Source organism: Neolewinella marina (assembly GCF_002631205.1).
In the GTDB taxonomy this organism is placed as follows: Bacteria; Bacteroidota; Bacteroidia; order Chitinophagales; family Saprospiraceae; genus Neolewinella; species Neolewinella marina.
Map to the genome: position 1 here is coordinate 44,751 of NZ_PDLO01000008.1, position 19,973 is coordinate 64,723.

Consider the following 19,973-nt stretch of genomic DNA (forward strand, 5'->3'; position numbering starts at 1 on the left):
GTATTTATTTATTTAGCAGGAGTAATGTATTCATTAAAGCCCTTATAAAACACGCCTCCATTCGCTGGAGCACGATAGTCAGGAAGCGGGACTTCAAAAACGGTCATAATACTCCAGATAAGATCGCTGAACCCAAACAAGTGCCTGAACAGAACCGTACTCGAGAAGCGGGGATTAATTTCAAAAACATAATCAACACCGTTCACCCGCCTGAATTGAACATTGATCGCGCCTTCTAGGTCGAGGGCCGTTGCGATGTCTTCAAGCAAACGGGTCGTTTTTTCGGAATTCTCAACTACCCCGTAGTTGCTATATCCCCCCATAAGTTCCCGTTTGAACGTTATCGATCGCACTACACCGTTTGACCGGTAAAGGCCACAGGTGAACTCCCCTTCCGCCCCAGGCAGGAACTGTTGTTGTATGAGGTTTGAGTGTTCTTTCTGATAAAATACATACTGCCGATTAGTCGTCACGACATGGTTTACCTTACTGCCAGACCCATATCGGTCTTTCAATACAAACGGGTACTCTAAGTCTGGGTTATCTCCCGCCTCCACCGTTGTCGGTGTTGGGATGCCCTTAGCCTTTAGATATTCTGCCGTTCTCAATTTATCGAACCCAACGGCTAAAGACAATTTATTAGGAAGCACAACCTTTAGGCCAGGGTGGCGACCTACGAGTATGGAATAAGTGTCAGCCTTCAGATGCTGTCGTAGTTCAGGTTCAGCTACGGGTATAAGTAAGTCTATCTCATGCGTGTGAATGATCCTCGATATTTCGTCGGCATACCTGCTGTCCGTTACCCTATTTACTGTATAGAATGCGTCGCATAATAGGACGGAAGGGTGCTTGTCGTGGATGTCAGTACCTACCACTTTTTTAACAAAGTCCTGCTGCTGCAAAATTTTTACAATACTTTGCCCAATATCGCCGCCAGACCCAGTTACAAGTACGGTTACATTCTTCATTTTTTGTTATTTCTTTTCAGGATGGAGGAAAGGTATTCTGGGGCCTGCATACGAGATAACTCCGCCAACAAAGGCGATACATCGTAGGGCGTGCCGACAGCAACGAATTTCTCTTGGGCAACCTCGATATATCCCCAATTGGCTATTCCACCCTGCATCCTCGACTGCCCGACGGATCCTGGATTTACCAGTTGAGAATACTGCCCCTGGAACGTCATAGGATAATGCGTATGTCCCATAAAAATCATCTGGTACCTAGCATCTTCCAGGCTCTCCAGCGTTTGCCGCTCGGAATCCGGATAAATGTATTCTGATTTGTCGCGGGGGCTTCCATGCGTAAGCAGCACTCCAAAATCATCTGTTAGTGGAACGGACTGTCTATCCGGCAGCCCTACTAACTCTTCTATTTTACCAAAGGGTAATTCCCGGATTGCGTAATTATGCCCAAGGCCGTATTTAGCGTCGATCCTCAATTGAAACCCGGGGTCTCCCTTAACATACTCAGCCAAAATGTCCTCGTGGTTCCCTTTGATCGCCACTACATTAAAGGCGGACAGTAGTTCCAGCACCCTGCGGGGATGGTGGTAATATCCTACCAGATCTCCGAGAACCAGGAAGGATTGGATGCCCAGTTCAACGGCAGATTGCAGAACAGCGTCCAGTGCATATGCATTGCCATGCACGTCTGAAATCACCCCTACCCTCTTCATTATAGAATGCTTAGGGATGACAATTCATCTAACACCCTTACTGCTGCTTGAGGGGGTGATTGAAGGCCGCCTTCGATGGACAGTTTTACGAAGTTATCCTTTCGTGCAAACGATGGATCATTACTACTCCTGATTTGGGCCTGCATCTGGGTATCAATTACTCCGGGATCAATACTATGCGTAGATCCTGGGCGTGAGGCTTCCGTTGTCGCACAGAACATTTTCATTGCGGATTTCGTAGCCGCATACATTTCCCAGCCTGCAATCGGATTATTAGCCGCTCCCGATGTAATATTTACCAAGAACACCTTGGCAAAAGCATTTACAAGTGAGTGATATATTAATAATGGAGAGAGAAAGTTAATGTTTACGCTTTGAATCAGTTCTTCCGCAGCTGAGGCCGAAAACCCGATGGGATTAATCGTACCGGCATTGTTGATGAACACGATCTCGCCCTCGCCAGAAACTGCTGTTGTCACCCACTCCGAGAACTTTTCTAAAACTTCCTTCGGTTCGCTCAGGTCTGCCTGCATAAAGGAAAATCGGTTGGACTGCAGGACATTGTCAGGGGGAGCGCTTCTTGAAACACCTACAATATGTAGGTCTTCCCGAATAGCAAGGAGGTTCATTGTCAGGGCTAGGCCCAAACCCTTGGACGCACCCGTTATTAATACCCAGGTCATGCGATATTTTTGAAAATGTCAATAATCCGCGTGCGTTGTTTTCCGTCAAAACATTGGTTCTGAAGATCCGGGTTGTTCCTGAACTGTTGGTCACCGATAAAACTTCTGAGGGTAGTTGCCATACCAACCCCGGTAAGGTACTCTTCCATCCTTTTTTGGTTATCGGCTATTTTGTATAATAACAGATTTTGGTTAACGCACAAATATTCATAGGACGTGGTACTCGGCGGGGTAACGGCAAACTTGGCTTCCTCCATTAACCCTACCATTCCTTCCGCACTGACCTTCTTAAAAATTTCCAGCTCAATATTGTTTTTGTGGATGTATGCCATAAGGGCATCTTCGTGCTGGAAAGCACTACCTAGTACGAGATTCACTTTACGATCCACCACTCTATTCCGATACAGTAAGTCAAGAACAGCCAAGGTGTCATTGTTCGGGTCCGCGCCCCCCAAGCAGATAAAGATGCTAGATTTTGGGAACCGTTTGGCGCTGCGATTGTTGGCCGCCTGCAAGAAAGGGGGCCTCAGCAAACAATACTCCAATCCTGTATAGAGCAAAGTTTCCATTGGAACATCGTAATCTTCTCGGCTAAACCCCCCGGAATGGTTGATAATTACATCTGAATAGAATCTTTCCCGATGAATATCATCAATGCTGACTACTCTTAAGCCGTTGTTTTTCAACTTCAGCTGGTAATCCGCGCCAAAATGGTATCCATCAAGCACGACTAACGGGGGGTGACCTTCCGCAGTAGTATAGACTTTACTCAATCTAATTAACTGCTCAACATCATCAAGTACTGCATCGAGTTGGACAACATCAAAACCATTCCCGCTCTCCCGGTTTTCCAGATACTGTGCTCCCTGCTGACACACGAATACAGCGTTAAAAGCCCCTTCTAGCATATGTGCCAACGCCGTACACCTGATCAGGTGGCCAAGCCCCATAGCGGGGCCACCGTCTACCCTAATCAATACCCGGTTATTCAATATTGTTATTTGTATATTTATACTTCATTTCTGCAAGAGCCCAATCGGATTCATTGTCAATATCGTGAGCATTCATCTCGGATATAACAATTCCAGTTGACGGCGACGCATACATTGTTCCCTGGCTTAGCATTTCATCAGGTCGATAACAATAGAACATACCTGCATCATGAAAAGCCGCTTCTAGATCCTGAGAGCGTGTAGCTTTAAAAGATGGGTAAAACATATCCAACTCGTCATTTACTGAAAATTTTAACGCCCTCTGTATTGGATAACCAAACTGCAAAATAGGAAATACACTAACCCAATTTCCAGCATCCAATTTATGCATGGCCTCAGTTAGCAATTTGACTGTTACAAACGGTGCAGTTGCATATATACAACATGCCTCGTTGTAGATTGAGCCATAGTAGTTATGGACCTCTCTCAAAACATCAACGGTTGTAGCAAAATCATTACTGTTTATGGCACTGCGCATAAACGGTACTTCGGCGCCAAAACTTTTTGCAACTTCAGCAATTTCTAAATCATCCGTAGAAACAACCACTTTGTCAAAAAGCCTACTCTCCAATGCAACCTGGATCGAGTAGCCAATAATGGGTTTACCCAAAAAAGGCCTAACGTTCTTCCGGGGAATACGTTTGCTGCCCCCACGGGCGGGAATGATAGCAAGCCTACCCACCTATGAAGGCTTTTACATGAGCAATGACGTGGTCCTGCTCCTCTTCCGTCAGGGTCGGGTACATGGGCAGGCTCAGGCCCCCGGCGTAGTATTCTTCGGAGCGGGACAGGTCCGCCTCGTTGTAACCTATGTCCTGGTAGTACGGCATCGTATGCACGGGTACGTAGTGAACCTGGGCGTAAATGTTCTGCTCCCGGAGATAGTCGTACAGTCCCCGCCGGTCGGCCACCTCGATGACGTAAAGGTGGAAAGCATGTCGGATGTCGGAAGCCGGTACGCCGTGGGCCTTCAGGATACCCGGTGCGCCCTGAAATGCCTCATCGTAGCGTTGGGCAATTTCCTGCCGGCGTTGCATGCCCGCTTTGGCGCGCGAAAGCTGGCTGGTGCCCAGGGCACAGAGGATATCCGGAATCCGGTAGTTGTAGCCCAACTGCTGCATTTCCATGTACCAGCCGCCGTGGTCGGGGTACCGCAGGTTCCCGCGGTCGCGGGTGATGCCGTGGGTCCGCAACATGCTTAGCCGCTCGTACAGTTCCCGGTTGTTGGTGGTGATCATACCCCCTTCACCGCTGGCGATATGCTTGACGGGGTGGAAGCTGAAGATGGCCAAATCGGCGTAGTTTCCGTTTCCGCACCACTGCTGCTCACCCTTGCTGTCGGTGAACCAACCTCCCGGGGCGTGACAGGCATCCTCGATGATCCACAGCCCGTGCTCATCCGCAAGTTTGCGGAAGGCCTCCAGATCGACCGGGTAACCGGCAAAGTCTACGGGGATGATGCCGGCAAAGAAGCCGGCGGGTTTGCTTTCGATCAGTTCGCGTACCCGATCAATATCCAGGGTAAGGGTTTCGGGATCGATGTCCGCGAACCATACTTCCCCACCGCAGTAGCGCACGCAGTTGGCGCTGGCCGAGAAAGTAATTGGGGTGGTGATGACCCGCTTGCCCGGTTCGACCCCCAGCGCCAGGGCGCAGAGGTGAAGGGCCGCGGTACCGTTGGCCACCGCCACAGCGTATTCCGCGCCAATGTACTCGGCAAACTTTACCTCGAATTCCTCGACCCGGGGTCCCGTGGTGAGGTAGTCGGACTTTAATGCCTCAACGACGGCGGCAATGTCCGCCTCGGTAATGTCCTGCTTACCGTAGGGGATGGAGTAGTTGCTCATACTGAGAAGCTTGCGTCGACGTGGTCGACAATAAACTGACGCAACTCCTCTACCGACACCCAGTCGGTATTGGATCCGGAGTTGTAGCTGAAGCCGTTTTCCACCAGCTCGGCTCCAAATTTCTTTTTGAATTCCTTCAGGTCCCAGTTGGGGATGGATGGAATGATCGCGTAGTACTTGCCCATGTCGTAGGTGTAGAAGCTGTCGGAGGGCGTAATCATCTCCTCATGGATCTTCTCCCCGGGCCGGATACCCACGATCCGCTGCTCCATCTCGGGGGCGATGGCCTCGGCTACGTCGGTGATGCGGTAGCTTGGAATCTTGGGGATGAATATCTCTCCCCCCCAGGCGTTGGCCAGGGCGTGAAATACCATGTCTACCCCACCGTCCAGGCTGATGTTGAAGCGCGTCATACGCGTGTCGGTGATGGGCAGGTATTCTTCGTCCCGCTTGTTCAGGAAGAAGGGAATGACCGAGCCATTCGAGCCCATTACGTTTCCGTAGCGAACCACCGAAAACTTGATCGGATTCTTGCCCCGGATGTTGTTGGCCGCGATGAAGAGCTTATCGCTGGTCAGCTTAGTGGCTCCGTAGAGGTTGATGGGCGCGCAGGCCTTATCGGTACTCAGGGCAACGACGCGTTCCACCCCGGCTTCCATGCAGGCATAGATTACGTTCTCAGCCCCTCCGACGTTGGTTTTGATGCACTCCGATGGATTGTACTCCGCTAGGTGGACGTGCTTCATGGCTGCAGCATGGATGACGTAGTCAACTCCCTGCATGGCACGCACCAACCGCTCCCGGTCGCGGACGTCGCCAATGAAGTAGCGCATGGCAGGATATTTCTCGGTCGAGTATTCCTGCGCCATGACGAACTGCTTTTGCTCGTCCCGACTGAAGATGACAAGTCGCCGTACGTTCGGCCACTGGCTTAGGATGCGCCGCGTAAGCGCTTTTCCCAAGGAGCCCGTGCCGCCAGTAATCAGTACAGACTTATCGTTGAGGTTCAAGTTTTCCATATAAGGTCACAAAGGTAGGTGAAAATTGAGAACGACCAAACCAGGCAGGAGCGGGTAGGCCGCCCTTGGTATTTAGCGTTTGACTCAGGAATTTCTGTGGGATGAGGGGCGGTTCCAGCCCCAACATGCGATCGATAGACGGCGGACGCGCGCGCTGCTTTCCGATCCTAGGGCGTCCCGGGTTTGAACACCGGCACTTCCGGAAACGCCCGGTAAACCAGGTCGGATTCCGGCCGCAAAATTACCCAAGCGGTCAGGAATAGGATCTTCAAGTCCACCCAAAATGACTGGTTGGCCTGGTACCATTCCTCCACCCGCCCCTTGTGGGGGTAGATCACGTCGCGGTAGTAAGCCCAGGTATCGCCGCCGCGGTCGCGTACGGCCGTGATCAGTTGCTCCTCGTCCCGGAAGACAATGCTGCCAATGCCGGTGATACCGGGCTTAACGTTGTAGATGACTTCTTGAACCTCCGGCGGATACTGGTCAAAGCTCTTTTGCATGACCGGCCTGGGCCCCACAAAACTCATATCTCCAAACAGGACATTCAACAACTGGGGTAGCTCGTTGATCTTGGACTTCCGCAGAAAGCCCCCCATGGGGGTAATGCGCGGATCCTTTGCCGTAGTGATGATACCGCCCTTCATATTAGGACTGTCCTTTAACATCGTGGCGAATTTGTAGATGTTGAACAGTCGATTGCGGTACCCCACCCTTTCCTGCAGGTAAAACACATAACCTTCACCCGTAAGTTTTAACCCGATTACAATAGGGATCAGCAACGGACTTAGTACCAGCAGCGCCAGTAGTGCAAAGACAAAATCAAAAAATCGTTTGACGGCTGGGTACATACTTACATTTTCTGGTCGAGTGAACGACCGGTTTCAATGTGCTCAAAATTAGGAATGAAATCTGCCATAAGGCTAACGATCGCGGCCTTGTCGATTTTGGTATCCTTAAACAGGGCCTTCAGTTTGGCAAACATGACTTCAATTTCCTCCACGCTCTTGCGCCCGGCGTTCTGGATCACTCCCAGCTGCTCAAAACGAGTGTGGTCCACGTTCTCTCCTTCGGTAAAGAACTCCTCGTAGGGCTTTTCACCCGAAGTGCTGCTCCCGAAGAAGTAGACTGGATAGTGGGTAGTTTCTTCGGTGAGCTGAGCCGCCTGTTCCCGGGCCTCCTGCTCCGTTTTGCAGTATAACGGCTCGTAAGCACCGTATTCACGCAGAAAATCAACGGCAATACTAGAAAAGGTCCGCATCTGCTCCTCTCGCAGATTGGGGAAGAAAATTTCTCCGCTGCGGCCCAATACACAGGCCAGTAGGCAAAGCTGGCCGGACTCCTCCGGACTCACGAAATACCGCCTCACATCATTCGGCGAGCTCAACGGCTGCTCTTTCATCATACGCTCGAGAAAGCCGAAAAGCAGGCTGCCGTTCGAAAAAGCGACGTTGGCAAAGCGTGCGGTGCTGATCTTGAGACGGTCGGAATAAGCAAGAATGACTTCCTCCATGAGCTTCTTGCTGGCCCCCATCACATTCACTGGATTGGCAGCCTTATCGGTGGAGACACAGAAGAAATGCTTTGGTGGGTAAGCCAGTAGAAGTTCCAGCAAATGCTTGGCCTTCAGGACGTTGTTGTCCACCATTGCCTCAATCGAGTAGTGGTCCTTCTCACTGCGCACGTGCTTGTGGGCGGCGAAGTTGGCCACAATGTCAAATGGACCTTCATTTGCCATGATCTTGGCAAATACCGGATCGCCAAAATTGATCGGGTAGGGTTTATAGTCTTCCGGTACGTTCAGGTCGGCGGCGGAGCGCAGGTCCCGGGTCAACTCGGTAAGGCCGTTCTCGTTCGTATCCACTACGTACAGCTTCGCCGGGCGAAACTTGAGCAGTGCGCGGATAAAGGAGGAACCGATGGTGCCCGCACCGCCGATGACCAGGGCCGACTTGCCGTCGATTTCCCGGGCCAGGTCGGCGTGGTAACGGGCCAGATCAACCGTGAAAAGGCTTTCGTCCCGCTCGGTTACGTAGCGGCTAATGAAGTTGTTGAGGCTGAAGTGTTTCATTGGTGTATATGGGCTTTATTCCTGGTAAAAGGCTTTGATCGTGTCTACTACCTCCGCGAGCTGGGCCTCGCTCAACCCGCTGGAACTGGGAATGCTGATGGCGGTAGCGTGTACCCGGTTGGCGTTGCGATTTTCGGTGACGTAGCGCAGCCCGGCGTACATCGGCAGTTGGTTCATGGGGGTCCAGAAGGGCCGCGACTGTACCCCCCGGTCGTTGAGGTAGGTCAGCAACTCGCGCATCCGTCCGGTGCGGAAAGTGAAGAGCCAGCAGTTGGGGTCCACCCCTTCCGTGACTTGCTGAAACTCGATGTCCCCGACGCCGGCGAGCTGCTCGCGGTAGAAGGCGTCCATGCGTTTTTTGTAGTTGATCAGCTCGGGCAGTTGCTCCATCTGGGCCAGGCCGATCGCCGCCAGCACGTTGACCAGCCGGTAGTTGTAGCCCACCTCGTCGTGGAAATAGTCCAGGGGGTCAGTCTTGGCCGTGGTAGTCAGGTGCTTGGCCCGGGTGGCCAGCGCCTCGTCCTGGGTGAAGAGCATGCCCCCGCCCCCGGTGGTGATGATCTTGTTGCCGTTGAAACTGCTGGTCCCGAATACGCCGAAGGTACCCGCGTGACGGCCCCGGTAGGTTGACCCCAGGGCCTCGGTGCTGTCTTCGATCACCGGCAACCGGTGGCGTTCGGCCAGTTGCATCAGCCGGTCCATATCACACATGTTGCCCAGTACATGTACGGGCATGATGGCGGCGATGCGCCGGTCGTCGGCTTTGAGGATGCAAACCCCGTCCTGCAGGTAAGTATCCTCCTTTAGGAAGCGCTCCAGCAGATCCAGGTCCAGCTGCCAGCTTTCCGGATCGATATCCAGCAACAGTGGCTCGGCCTTGGTGTAGGAGATGGCATTTAGGGTGGCCACGAAGGTCAGGTTGGGGGCCAGCACGTAATCTCCCGTGCCAATGCCCAGCAGGTTCATGGCCGTGTGGAGTCCCGCCGTACCGTTCATGCACGAAATGGCGTAGCGGCTCCCGGTGAAGTTGGCGATGGCATCCTCAAATTTCCCAACGTAGGCCCCGGCAGTAGATACCCATCCCGTATCCAGGCATTCTTTGACGTAGGTCCATTCGTTACCGGCCAGGTGGGGGATGGAAAGTGGGATCATAGGCTTAGATTGGTTTTGCGGGATTTCCTACAACGGTGGCGCCGGGTGGCACGTCGCGCAAAACTACGGAGCCGGCGCCGATGATGGCGCCTTCTCCTACCTGAACCCCCGGCAATACCGTGGCACCGGCGCCAACTAATGCGCCTTTTCCGATAGTAACGTTGCCAGCCAGGATGGCTCCCGGACCTACGTGAGCGTAGGCACCCACATTGCATTCGTGATCGACCTGTGCTCCGGTGTTAATGATAGCGCCCAGCCCGATGACTGCGAATGTGCTTACGGAGGCTTGCATAGCGATTAGCGCGGCCCCCTCAAGGAGGGCACTCTCAGAAACGCTAGCCGATGGATGGATCACCCCGGCCGCTATCAGCAACCCGGTTTCTTGGATGTACCGAAGCAGATCGTGGCGGAGACGATTATCTCCAACCGCAGGAAAGAACGCCGCGGCGGGGGCGTTGTTGAGGGTTAGGTCCTTTTCTCGGCCCAAGTAAGGCAAATTGAAAGGGTCCCATTCCTTTTTCTCCCGATCGTAATATCCAATCACCTTTCGCTTCGTCTGTTGAAGCGCATCACATACTACATAAGCGTGGCCAGAATAGCCCAACAGGGCTATGTATTCTATTCTGTTCATAGGGACGACTACCTTATTTGTCCGCTATATTCTTGAAGACATTTTCACCGTTGGTGATCAGTTGGTTGCTGCCAATACTGACTCCCAGAAAAACGTTGCTGTTCATTCCAACCACCGTATTCGCTCCTACCGAAACCATACCAGCAAGGGTACTGGCTGGGGTAAGGTGAACATTATCGGATAAAACGCAATCATGACTGATAATCGCTCCACTATTAATTATACAGTTACTGCCAATGGCTACATTACTTCCTACAAGAGCCCCGGCAAAAACCTGGTTGCCGGTTCCCATTTTAACCGACCGTTCGATGACGGCCCGGGGATGAACTAGGTTGGGAAACTGAAAGCCCATTTCCAACAACATATTATATAGTCGGGTCCTTACCCCGGGATTGGCCAACGCACCGATACCGATGACGGCTTTGGTAATACCCTTGTTATGCAACAAATCTGGTAAGTCGTCATTCGTACCGAGTACCGGCAGCCCAAATACTTCCGACGGCGATTGATCGGTACCGATGAAGCCAGCGCATTTCAGGCCGGGCTGCAATTCCAGCAGATCGAGGCAGGCCCCCGCGTGCCCCTGATCTCCGACAATCAGTACCGATTGAGCATCATATTGAAGCCCACCTATCCGGACGGCCGGTGCATTCTTGGAGGGCTTTTTGCCACCACTCTTTAGTCCGAGTTGCCTGCGTACCTCATTGGTTGTAATGAGTGAGGTGCCCGGAAAGTTAGCGTTGGTAAGCCCGTGCGTCTGCATCAAGTCTCGGGCCGCCCTGGAAACGCGTACTTCTACATCGCTGTGTCCGGTCAGCGATCCGGTTGCGGGTGTCAAGTCAGGGTCACTAGTCTGATCAGACGTTGATGACTGTCTCTCCGTCGTTATCTGGGCAAAGGTTTTGCCAGCAGCCACGTCGTCTCCCTCTTCTACGAGATAATAAATAAAGCCATCAGCCGGAGCCTCAAGTTCAAAATCAGCTTTTGAAGTTTCAAGTGCCCCAATGGTATCTCCTTCTTTAACCTGATCACCATTCACAAAATTCAGTTCGGTAACGCGGTAGAAATCGTCGCTGACGGTCTCCTTAGGAATAATAATGTCGATAGATTGATTACCGGCCATGAACGAGTTCTTTAATAGCATTTACGATAGCTTCTGCTCCGGGCAGTAACTGAATCTCCCCGGGAAGCGAGCAGGGGATGACCCCATCAAAGCCAAGGCGCTTTACGGCTACCTGATGGGTAGCGGCGGCGGAGACGGTCGCGATGGCTTCGGCTCCAAACCCGGCGAAGGAAGTCCCTTCCTCCACTACGACCAATTTGCGACTACTCTCCACACTGGTTATCAGTGCAGCAGGGTCATAGGGGTGGAGCAAAGTAGGGCAGATGATCTCGCCAAGAATCTCGTGTTCGTCAAAGGCCTGCTCGACCGCCCTTTCCGCCTCTTCCAGCATTCCTCCATAGCACAAAATGGTTACCTGGGGGGCTACCCCAGCGGGCCGCATTCGGTAAACCGGGAAATCACCCTGCGTCATTTCCCGCAAAAACCCAGCAGGAGTGCTACGATTAAGACTACGGGTATACAGAATCTTGTTCTCAATGACCACCGTTGGGCTGTTCCCGTTTTGAAACAGTGCTTCATATATTGTTTTGGGAGAAATTCGGTGGTTCAGCGCCACTACGTTGAGTCCCGGTATTCCGAGGAAAAAGCGCTCGAGTGACTGGCTATGCGTGGGGCCGTATCCCCGCCGTCCGCCCATGGGAGTACGTAGAATCAGCGGCACGTTTACCCGGCCGCCGTACATCGCGTGGAATTTGGCGGCATGCTGCAACAGTTGATCAAGCGTAAGTGTCATAAAGTCACCGAACATGATCTCGACAATAGGCTGCATTCCCCCTACCGCCAGCCCGGTACCAATGCCCGTTATGGCCGCTTCACTGATGGGGGTATTTCTTACCCGCCCCGGAAAGAGGGTACTGAGATCACGGGTGACCTTGAAAGCTCCGCCGTAATTTTTTTCCGTAAATTCCGTACGGTCCTGGATGTCTTCTCCGATGAGGATGGTACGATCGTTGGTTTCGAACTGTTCTTTTAACGACTCATAAATGAGTTCATTGAAGCGGGCATCACTCCGCTCCGAGAGCGGCTTCCATGCTTCGGTCGCCACAGAGGGAATCCGGGGCCAAGCTGGGTGACAGCCTTCCTGAATGGGATCCTGCTCCGCCTCCGCTGCCGCCGCAGCAATTATCGCATCGGCTGCTGATACTAAATCACCGAATTCGTCTGGATAGCTTTCAGCAAAGCGGTTTATCGGGTCGTTCTTCCGGTATTCCGCCACTTCCGCTTCCCTCCGGTTGTCATCGCTTTTGCTGTGGCTGTTCAGTCGGTAAGTTTCAATTTCGAGTACAACGGGGGAACCAGATCGGGCAGCCGCAACCGCCACTCGCGCGGTTTCGTCCAACACATCCAGGTCAAAGGTGGAACCACAAAAATATTGCAGGCCGAATCCTTCTACCCGCTGGCCAAGGGAACCGGAAAAAGTTTGCTTGAAGGATGTACTCTGCGCGTATCCATTGTTTTCCACCACGATAAGCAGGGGCAGCTGCCAGATGCCGGCCAGGTTCATCGTTTCGTAGAAAATTCCTTCTCCCAGTGTTCCGTCACCAACAAAGGCAACACTGATATTCTTATTTCCCAAAACCTTGTCGGACAGTGCGACCCCCGCAGCGACCGGCACCATGCCTCCCTGGATACCATTAGACAGGTAGCGGTGGGCCGTCAGGTGCTGGCTGCCCCCCATGCCCTTGCTTACACCGGTAGAACGTCCCATTACTTCGGCGATTAACCCCTTTACGTCTCCGGTTCGGGCGATGAAATGGCCGTGGCCCCGGTGATTGGAAACTACGAAATCGTCCTCCTGCAAATAGGGAGCAATCATTACTGGGGAAAACTCCTGCCCTACGCAAGTATGAACGGTACCATTCAGTTTGCCCTCGGCAAACAACTGTAGCAATTTTTCTTCGGTACGCCGGATGAGAATTGCTGTGCGGAGTCGATCAAAAAACTTGCTATACAGGCTATTAACTGCCTTTGCAGAAACGTGGACCATGTAGTCTTATTTTGGCTTAGAGGTTAGGGATTCGGAAGCGGGAGCGTTGATCAGTCCACCTGGTTCATCAACTCCTGGTAGCGGTGGAGTAGGCAACGATGGATGACCTCGCGATCGTACCGCTGCTGCACCTGCTGTCTCAAAGTGTCAGCCATTCGAGACATTTCTGCGTGGTGCTGCAATGCATATTCCATTCGGTCTAGAAGGGCAACGGCGTCACCAGCGGGGAATGTCAGGCCGGTTTTCTCGTGGGTTACAATGTCTACGTTCCCAGCAATTTGCGAGCAAATAATAGGACAATTCATGGCACCTGCCTGCAGGAGCACGTTAGGGAATCCCTCCCGATGGGAAGGGTGAATTAACAAATCGGCCAGCCGGAGATAGACAGCCACCTCATCGGTCCAGGGAACGTGGGTAATGGCTGGATGTTCCTTCAGTCTTCTTACGGCGTCCCCCGGCAGAATTTCTTCGGCTCTTTCCTCCTCTAGCGGACCTAGCAATAACAGTCTGACGTCAGGGAGTGCCTTGTGAAGTTGTTCAAAAGCTTCCAATAGTTCCAAAATACCTTTGTCACGCACTAGCCGGCCGATTACTATCAGGTAACGGCAGTCAGGACGGTAGCCAATATCCTTCTTTATTTTACGATCTATTGTAGCGGAAATGGCATCCGAGGAGAACTGTTGTAAATCTATCCCGTTGGTCGACCCATGACTGATGATATCCAACTTACTCGCTGGACAAAGGCCCTGGTCCACAATTTCCTTGTAGAGGCCTTGGCTGTTCGGCCATACATGCGCAGCCGCCCAGTAAGTAATTTTTTCCATCATGATCAGTAAACGGCGCTTCTTCCCCCCCGCCGTCATGTAAGGTAGCCCTGCTACGGTATGAACCCTAACTTTGATGCCCGTCAGGCGAGCAGCCACCATCCCTAATAACCCTGCCTTCGGTGTATGCGTATGCACAATGTCAGGGGTATACCTACGCATAAACTGGACCAGCTGCCACAAGCAACGCAAGTCTTGGACTGGGGTAATAGCCCGGGTGAAAGGGATAACCGAATGGTGACAACCTTCGTAATCTTCAACTGCCTTGACTTCTGGGCCGTCGGCACTACATAGCATTACATCCATTCCATGTTGCGTCATAAACCGGGGTTGCCCAGTGATGAGCAGCCGTAAAGAAATCGGGACGGTAGTAATCCGTAGTAAACGTATTGGGGCGGTCTCCATCCGGTCAAACTGTTTTACTCAGATCCTGCATAGTAACACTCTGCATCCCAAAGTCCTTCCGTAATTGGCTGAAATGCGTCAAAATTTCGTTTAACCCGGCCATATTTCGTTGGGGATTAGTCGCTAGGTTATGGGGGTGCCACCAAAGGTGGTATGTTTTTCCGGCTTCTGCCGCCGCAGTCATTTCTGACCGGATTCGCCGGAGTTTTAATTTTTGTCCTCCGTAGGCATCTAGTTTAGGCACGAAAGGCCGAAAGAATCGGGAAGCGGGCACATTTTTCAATCGTGACTCATCAGTGTATAATGTGCTGCCAGTATGACTACTTAGAGGAATATAATGGTCCAATAAGCGTGCCATTTTTTTGGGCATGCTGGTATCTTCTCCGTTTGCCGCTCGCCAAAACCAGGCGGGGGGGTTACCTCGGTAGCTGGTAAACCCAGCTTTCTCAACAATCGGCATGAAGTTGCTTTGGTTACGTGGGTAGACCAGTGATGTGAGGTTTACACCAAAATTCGCTTTGGCCAAATGTTGGGCTGCTTGTAAATCCTGGGCAAAAGCTTCCGCTGAAGCTCCCCTTTCCAGACAGTAAAAATGTGAAAAAGTGTGGCTCCCGATTTCCTGGTAGGGAGTATCGATAATGTTTTGGATAAGAGTTGGAGCAAAATGGTAAGGGTCTTCTCGCTCATTTCTCCCAACAGAACCCAGCAGGGCGTAGGGATTCAGCTTTCCGTTAATGTAACTGGGTCGGACCTCTGGGGCGGAGGCCGAAAGCTCCTCTCGGCTGCGAGCAAACAACATGCCTACGGTAGCCCAAGTGGCCGCTACGCCGTGGTTGGCAAAGAGCTTCAAGGTTATAGGAACTAATTCACGGGTACTTTTAAAATACATTCTGCCCGTAGCGTCAAGCTTCATGTGGTCGAAGACACCCCAGTGGAGTTCGAAATCCAATGATATTATTAATCGGGACATCATACTAAATCTATTCTCCAATTACCAACTTCTTTTCTTTCTGATATGCGTAATCAGCATAGGCAAGAAACACGAAAAGGAAGAGATACATAACCTGTGATTTCTGTCGGATTGCTATACCCGTGTTAGCGGAGATTTGTGCTAGAGCAATTGACACCCCAAGAAATGCGATGAATGAAACTTTTACAATCCACGGTGAACGGGGAAAGTATCTAAAAAATGTAGGCGATAAACATTTCAAAAAAAATATAAGATAAAATAAATTCTCAACAGACACAATCAATCCCATTGCATTGGGAGAATCAATAAACAGAGGCCGAAAAAGAAATGTAAAAATCTTCATCGGTTGACTGTAGTTTTCCAAATCAACCCCGGATGTTGCATTACTTAAATCGTTAGTGCGGTGACTCTGCCAACTTGCAATCTCCTGACTGTCCGCCTCCTCAAGCCCTGCATAATCTAAGAATGTACTTAACACCGGGGATATGGCCGCTAGCGAAACGGCAACAATAATTAACTTCTGCCAGCCCTTAATCCCTTTTGAGGAAAAGATAGAGGCAACCACTGAACTCGCCAATATTACCAACAATACATGTGAGCGGACATGAAAAACAATCAACCCTCCCAGTAAAAGGACAACAACCCTTCTACCAATATTATTAAGCGCGTAAAAAAGCATCCCCATCCCCATTAAGACAACTGAACCTTTCCCAAGGGAAACACTCCAAAAGTGCATGTTAGGTAAAAACAACAGCAACATGATAAAATCTATGCCAAAAAGCCGATGACGATGAACAATGCCTTCGGTTACAAAAAGATAAAAGTAGAAAATACCAATAAATCCAAAAAGGGAAAACAATAGCATTACCCCTTCATAAGAAAACCCCAAGTACTGTACTAATGGAAAGGAGAGGAAGTTTATAAAATACGTGCTTACACCATAATAATTACCCCAATCTTCTCCGTACCGCATGGTCGAAGCTGTATTATAGTAGGCAAAAGAATCCGACGCATTATTGGCAGTGTAAAGATAATATACCGTGAACATCAATAAATGAAAAGCGAAAGCCCCGTACAGCACACCTTTTGAATGCCGCAGTTGTTCACTATACGCGGTTACCAAAACCGCTACGACCCCAATGGAGAACAATAATACAAGGAAAGTGTCCATATCGTCAGAAAAGCTCCATATCACCCAGCGTGTATTCCCATTTGGTGGGGGCGGGGGGGGTGTCAAAATTAAGGGGACGATAGGTTAATTCCGGACCTAATAATCCAGTGAACCACCACCATCGGCTCAGTGGGCTTCCCGGTGCAATCGTGACGATATCGGCAGATAATTGTCGAATCACTCCCCTCAAAGCTTCGCGAGCGGCTGCTAGTCCACCGGCTAAAATTTCATGATGTACAATCCGACACTCTAACCCAAGCGCCGATTGTTTTGGATGGATCACGATTAAGTATCGACCGCTCTCACCGTAGGTGAGATAATCCGCCACGGGACAGTCGCAATACCTCCATTGCAGGTAGTCTGGGCGATGGGCAGTATACCATCCCTCCTTCCCGTGGTTGTAGTCCGACTGCGTCCACTGGCCCCAGTCAAAGGCTGATGTGCGGGGCGGTGCAAGGCTTTCCCGGCCTAGTCCAAGTTTGTGCCGAACAAGATCTAAAGGACGCTGAATTTTTACCGTCACGGGCAGCCTGCCCAGTTCTTTCCACCCCATTTTTAGGTAGCCCGGTTTGCTTTGGGCATTGGGGGTGTTGAAGATGAAATCATCTCCGGCCTTTCGCCGGCGATCAATCATCTCCAGGGTGAGCCGTTTAAAAATGCCTTTCCCCTGGTGGGCGGGATGGGTTGCCGTATCTACGGCGCGCAGGGCGGTAAATTCGCGGGAACCATCCGTCCATCGCCACTGCATAAATGCCCGGACGCCTACCAGTTCGCCGCCTTCCTCCGCCAGGAGGACATGGCTTGGTCCGAAGGGGTTGCGTTCGTGCTTCCACCGCCAATATGTACTTGACTTCTCGGTGGAAACATCTCCCAGGCTCAATTTAAGCAGGTTAACAATTGCATCTACATCCTCCGATTCAGCTTCACGAATGGTCATACGCGTCCGTGTTTATGGGTGTCAATAACTTCGCGGTAGACAGCTTCCAGCTCATTCGCCATGGTCTGTATGCTAAAATCGGTCATTACCCTTTTCCTGGCCGCCTCACCCTGTCGCCAGCGCAGCGCGGGATTACGCACCAACTTAAGTAGGGGTTGTTTAAGGCCTTCCCATGCATCCACAGATGTAAGGTGCCCCTCCCTTCCGTCGGTAACCGCTTCGGGTATCCCCCCCGCGGCAGTAGCTACAATCGGCAGGCCCATACTCATCGCTTCCAGCATGGCGATGGGAAGGCCTTCGAATTCCGAGGTCATCAGATACACATCCATCGCACTCATCCAGGGCCGCACTTCCTCCAGGCGACCGGGGAAGGTGATGCTGTTTTCCAGCCCGTATTCCCGCGCCAGACCCTTCACCTGGCTCTCTGTGGGTCCATCCCCGATTACGACGAAGTGAGCTGTCGGAATTTCCGCCTTCACCTGTCGGGCAAGTTCCATCCATAGGTTGAGTCGTTTCTGAACCCGGAACACGCATACCGTACCGACAATGGGTACGTCGGCCGGCAGCCCCAACCGTAGCCGGCTTTGCCCGCGATCACAATGATCCGGATTAAATCTTTCGGTGTTGACTCCATTGATCAACACTCGAACCCGCTCTTTCGGACCATCCCAATGGTGCAGCAAGCTCTGACGAACATCATCGGATACGGCCAGCACTTTAGCATTAAGGCCCATGGTAGCCAGATTAGCTAGGCGCGTAGCCTGATGGTAACGCTCCTGTTTGTTGTGCTCCGTATAAACTACCGGAACGTTAGCGTAGCGTCCGACCAGGCGCCCCACGACAGCGGACAGGGGCAGGTGGCAATGAATCAGGTCAAACCCCTCCCTGCGGACGAATGCGGCAAGGGCCGGGGTTTTGGCCAGGATGGCTGGAGCGGAATTCGCTTCAAAGCACTTCACCGGGGCTCCCTGTTTACGAAGCTCCTCTCCCAGTTGCCCCTTGTAACTTACGAAGTAAGCAAAATGGAAGACAAAGTTTTTACGGTCGTGCACACGTAGCGTTTCGCTCAGCAAGGTTTCAGCGCCGCCTCTACCTAGAGATTTTATTAGGTGTAAAACTTTCATTCTAAACTATAGTAATAATGTCAATGAACAGTACATCATAAATAAGACGGGGGGTGAAGATGAGCGTTCAGCCCATTTGTATTATACCTCCATATTTTTATTCCATGTCTTGCTGAATTAGCCTAAAGTACTGCTCACCCACTTCTTGCGAAGAGAAGCTGCGTACACTATCTGAAGCCTTGCTTGCCCACTTGGATAGTAAAGAGGGGTTTGCTTCGATTTCATCTAATACACTTATTAACTCCTTTTTATTGCGATTAGGAACAAGCCTTCCGTTCACATTATCAACAACCATATCGGCCGGCCCGAAGTCACAATCAGTCGCTACAACAGGAACACCTAATGCAAGAGCTTCCAATATTACCAAACAAAAACTTTCTTCTATCGAAGTGTTAACAAGGAACGATGCTCGACTCAGCAAGGGAAAGGGATTTGCTACTTTCCCAGTAAATATTACATAGTTTGTAAGCCTTAATTCGTGCACTAACTCTTCAAGTTGTTTTTCAAGCACTCCATGACCAACAATTAGGAGCTTATGCGATTGCCGAATCTTGCTTTCTTTGAATGCTTCTAAAAGTAGGGGGAAGTTTTTTGCCAAGCATAATCGTCCAATTGCAATTATGTATTGGCCCTGTTGAGTCTCCCCGCCTGCCGTGGTTATTTTATTTGACTGTTGAGCAGATTCTTTTATGTCTTCAAAGTCTATACAATTTGGCAAGTATCCGAGTTTACTTTTATGAAACTTTGATCTGCCTCTAATAGAACGATAAAGCCCCTTGGATGGAACAAGAATCTTTCGCGTCCAGGGCCAAGATATCGCCCAGTCTGACTCAAAATGTTTCATCTTACTTTTAACGATATAGGGCGGGTAGTCATATGTTCCAATTATGTTATCTACCCCTGAAAAAGTAGCGAGAAAACTAGAAAAGCGAGTGAAAGCCACAATAGCCTTTGGCTTTACCTTCTTGGTTACCTTCCGAAGCAACATAATTTTTTGAAAATAATGAAGGCGGGAACGATTAGGATCATATTCAGTGAGAATATGCAAGCGATTCGGAGGAACATTATGTGGTAGCTCTTGAATGTTGTTTTGAATTACATAGTGGACATCAAGCCCCCTCTGCGATAGTTGCTTTCCTATTCGTAAAGCCATCCGTTCTGCTCCACCGGTTTTAAAAGATCCGACTAAGATAATAATTCTCGTATTCATTGATAATGTTTCAATAGTTATAGCCAACACAACGTTTTACAACATTGCTCTTTACGCGTATACAACTTTCGACAGTTCAGGTGTATCATGTAAGCATGGTATCCAAGACGCGCCGGATCTATGGTGTGAAATTTACCCGCGTTTCATAAGAT

Annotated in this window: 19 protein-coding genes; all 19 read right to left on the reverse strand. The window is 50.8% G+C overall.

The genetic code is table 11. From position 1 onward, the window contains the following. Positions 1-8 precede the first annotated feature (8 nt). The 19 genes from CGL56_RS15325 to CGL56_RS15415 all read right to left on the reverse strand — a co-directional run bounded on the left by CGL56_RS15325 (position 9) and on the right by CGL56_RS15415 (position 19,821). Complete coding sequence (locus tag CGL56_RS15325; protein ID WP_099107459.1) at positions 9-968, reverse strand: ATP-grasp domain-containing protein; 960 nt, start codon at positions 966-968, stop codon at positions 9-11. Beyond that, positions 965-1,678, reverse strand: coding sequence for a metallophosphoesterase family protein (locus tag CGL56_RS15330; RefSeq protein WP_099107460.1), 714 nt, complete (start codon positions 1,676-1,678; stop codon positions 965-967). The genes CGL56_RS15325 and CGL56_RS15330 overlap by 4 nt, the downstream gene beginning before the upstream one ends. Then, a complete protein-coding gene (locus CGL56_RS15335) occupies positions 1,678-2,361 on the reverse strand; it encodes an SDR family NAD(P)-dependent oxidoreductase (RefSeq protein WP_099107461.1) in 684 nt (227 codons plus the stop codon). Before CGL56_RS15335 ends, CGL56_RS15330 begins: the two co-directional genes overlap by 1 nt. Next, positions 2,358-3,353 carry a UDP-2,4-diacetamido-2,4,6-trideoxy-beta-L-altropyranose hydrolase gene (gene pseG, locus CGL56_RS15340; RefSeq protein WP_143470749.1) on the reverse strand — a complete coding sequence of 332 codons (996 nt, stop codon included), beginning with the start codon at positions 3,351-3,353 and terminating at the stop codon, positions 2,358-2,360. Before pseG ends, CGL56_RS15335 begins: the two co-directional genes overlap by 4 nt. Further along, a complete protein-coding gene (pseF, locus tag CGL56_RS15345; protein WP_099107463.1) occupies positions 3,346-4,035 on the reverse strand; it encodes a pseudaminic acid cytidylyltransferase in 690 nt (229 codons plus the stop codon). The genes pseG and pseF overlap by 8 nt, the downstream gene beginning before the upstream one ends. Further along, on the reverse strand, positions 4,028-5,200 hold the full coding sequence (gene pseC, locus CGL56_RS15350) for a UDP-4-amino-4,6-dideoxy-N-acetyl-beta-L-altrosamine transaminase (RefSeq protein ID WP_099107464.1): 1,173 nt from the start codon (positions 5,198-5,200) through the stop codon (positions 4,028-4,030). Before pseC ends, pseF begins: the two co-directional genes overlap by 8 nt. Continuing rightward, positions 5,197-6,219, reverse strand: coding sequence for a UDP-N-acetylglucosamine 4,6-dehydratase (inverting) (pseB, locus tag CGL56_RS15355; protein WP_099107465.1), 1,023 nt, complete (start codon positions 6,217-6,219; stop codon positions 5,197-5,199). The genes pseC and pseB overlap by 4 nt, the downstream gene beginning before the upstream one ends. A 167-nt stretch (positions 6,220-6,386) precedes the next feature. Continuing rightward, entirely contained in the window at positions 6,387-7,067 is a 681-nt protein-coding gene (locus CGL56_RS15360; RefSeq protein WP_099107466.1) for a sugar transferase, read from the reverse strand. Positions 7,068-7,069: 2 nt separating this feature from the next. Beyond that, positions 7,070-8,287, reverse strand: a complete 1,218-nt coding sequence (locus CGL56_RS15365; protein WP_099107467.1) for a polysaccharide biosynthesis protein — start codon at positions 8,285-8,287, stop codon at positions 7,070-7,072. A gap of 15 nt (positions 8,288-8,302) precedes the next feature. Further along, positions 8,303-9,439 (reverse strand): LegC family aminotransferase, encoded by a 1,137-nt coding sequence (locus CGL56_RS15370; protein WP_099107468.1) that lies wholly within the window; start codon positions 9,437-9,439, stop codon positions 8,303-8,305. 4 nt (positions 9,440-9,443) lie between these two features. After that, positions 9,444-10,070: an acetyltransferase gene (locus CGL56_RS15375; protein ID WP_099107469.1), complete on the reverse strand. Its 627-nt coding sequence runs from the start codon at positions 10,068-10,070 to the stop codon at positions 9,444-9,446. 13 nt (positions 10,071-10,083) lie between these two features. Then, entirely contained in the window at positions 10,084-11,214 is a 1,131-nt protein-coding gene (locus CGL56_RS15380; RefSeq protein WP_099107470.1) for a NeuD/PglB/VioB family sugar acetyltransferase, read from the reverse strand. Further along, positions 11,183-13,180, reverse strand: coding sequence for a dehydrogenase E1 component subunit alpha/beta (locus tag CGL56_RS15385; protein WP_099107471.1), 1,998 nt, complete (start codon positions 13,178-13,180; stop codon positions 11,183-11,185). Before CGL56_RS15385 ends, CGL56_RS15380 begins: the two co-directional genes overlap by 32 nt. A 50-nt stretch (positions 13,181-13,230) precedes the next feature. Next, the gene (locus CGL56_RS15390; protein WP_099107472.1) at positions 13,231-14,409 is read right to left on the reverse strand and encodes a glycosyltransferase family 4 protein; all 1,179 of its coding nucleotides are present in this window, start codon (positions 14,407-14,409) and stop codon (positions 13,231-13,233) included. 4 nt (positions 14,410-14,413) lie between these two features. Further along, entirely contained in the window at positions 14,414-15,358 is a 945-nt protein-coding gene (locus CGL56_RS15395) for a polysaccharide deacetylase family protein (protein WP_167641633.1), read from the reverse strand. A gap of 31 nt (positions 15,359-15,389) precedes the next feature. Further along, positions 15,390-16,550 (reverse strand): hypothetical protein, encoded by a 1,161-nt coding sequence (locus tag CGL56_RS15400; protein WP_099107474.1) that lies wholly within the window; start codon positions 16,548-16,550, stop codon positions 15,390-15,392. 4 nt (positions 16,551-16,554) lie between these two features. Next, positions 16,555-17,487: a GNAT family N-acetyltransferase gene (locus tag CGL56_RS15405; RefSeq protein WP_099107475.1), complete on the reverse strand. Its 933-nt coding sequence runs from the start codon at positions 17,485-17,487 to the stop codon at positions 16,555-16,557. After that, the gene (locus CGL56_RS15410; protein WP_099107476.1) at positions 17,484-18,611 is read right to left on the reverse strand and encodes a glycosyltransferase; all 1,128 of its coding nucleotides are present in this window, start codon (positions 18,609-18,611) and stop codon (positions 17,484-17,486) included. Before CGL56_RS15410 ends, CGL56_RS15405 begins: the two co-directional genes overlap by 4 nt. Positions 18,612-18,708: 97 nt before the next feature. Beyond that, complete coding sequence (locus CGL56_RS15415) at positions 18,709-19,821, reverse strand: glycosyltransferase (RefSeq protein WP_099107477.1); 1,113 nt, start codon at positions 19,819-19,821, stop codon at positions 18,709-18,711. Positions 19,822-19,973 lie beyond the last annotated feature (152 nt).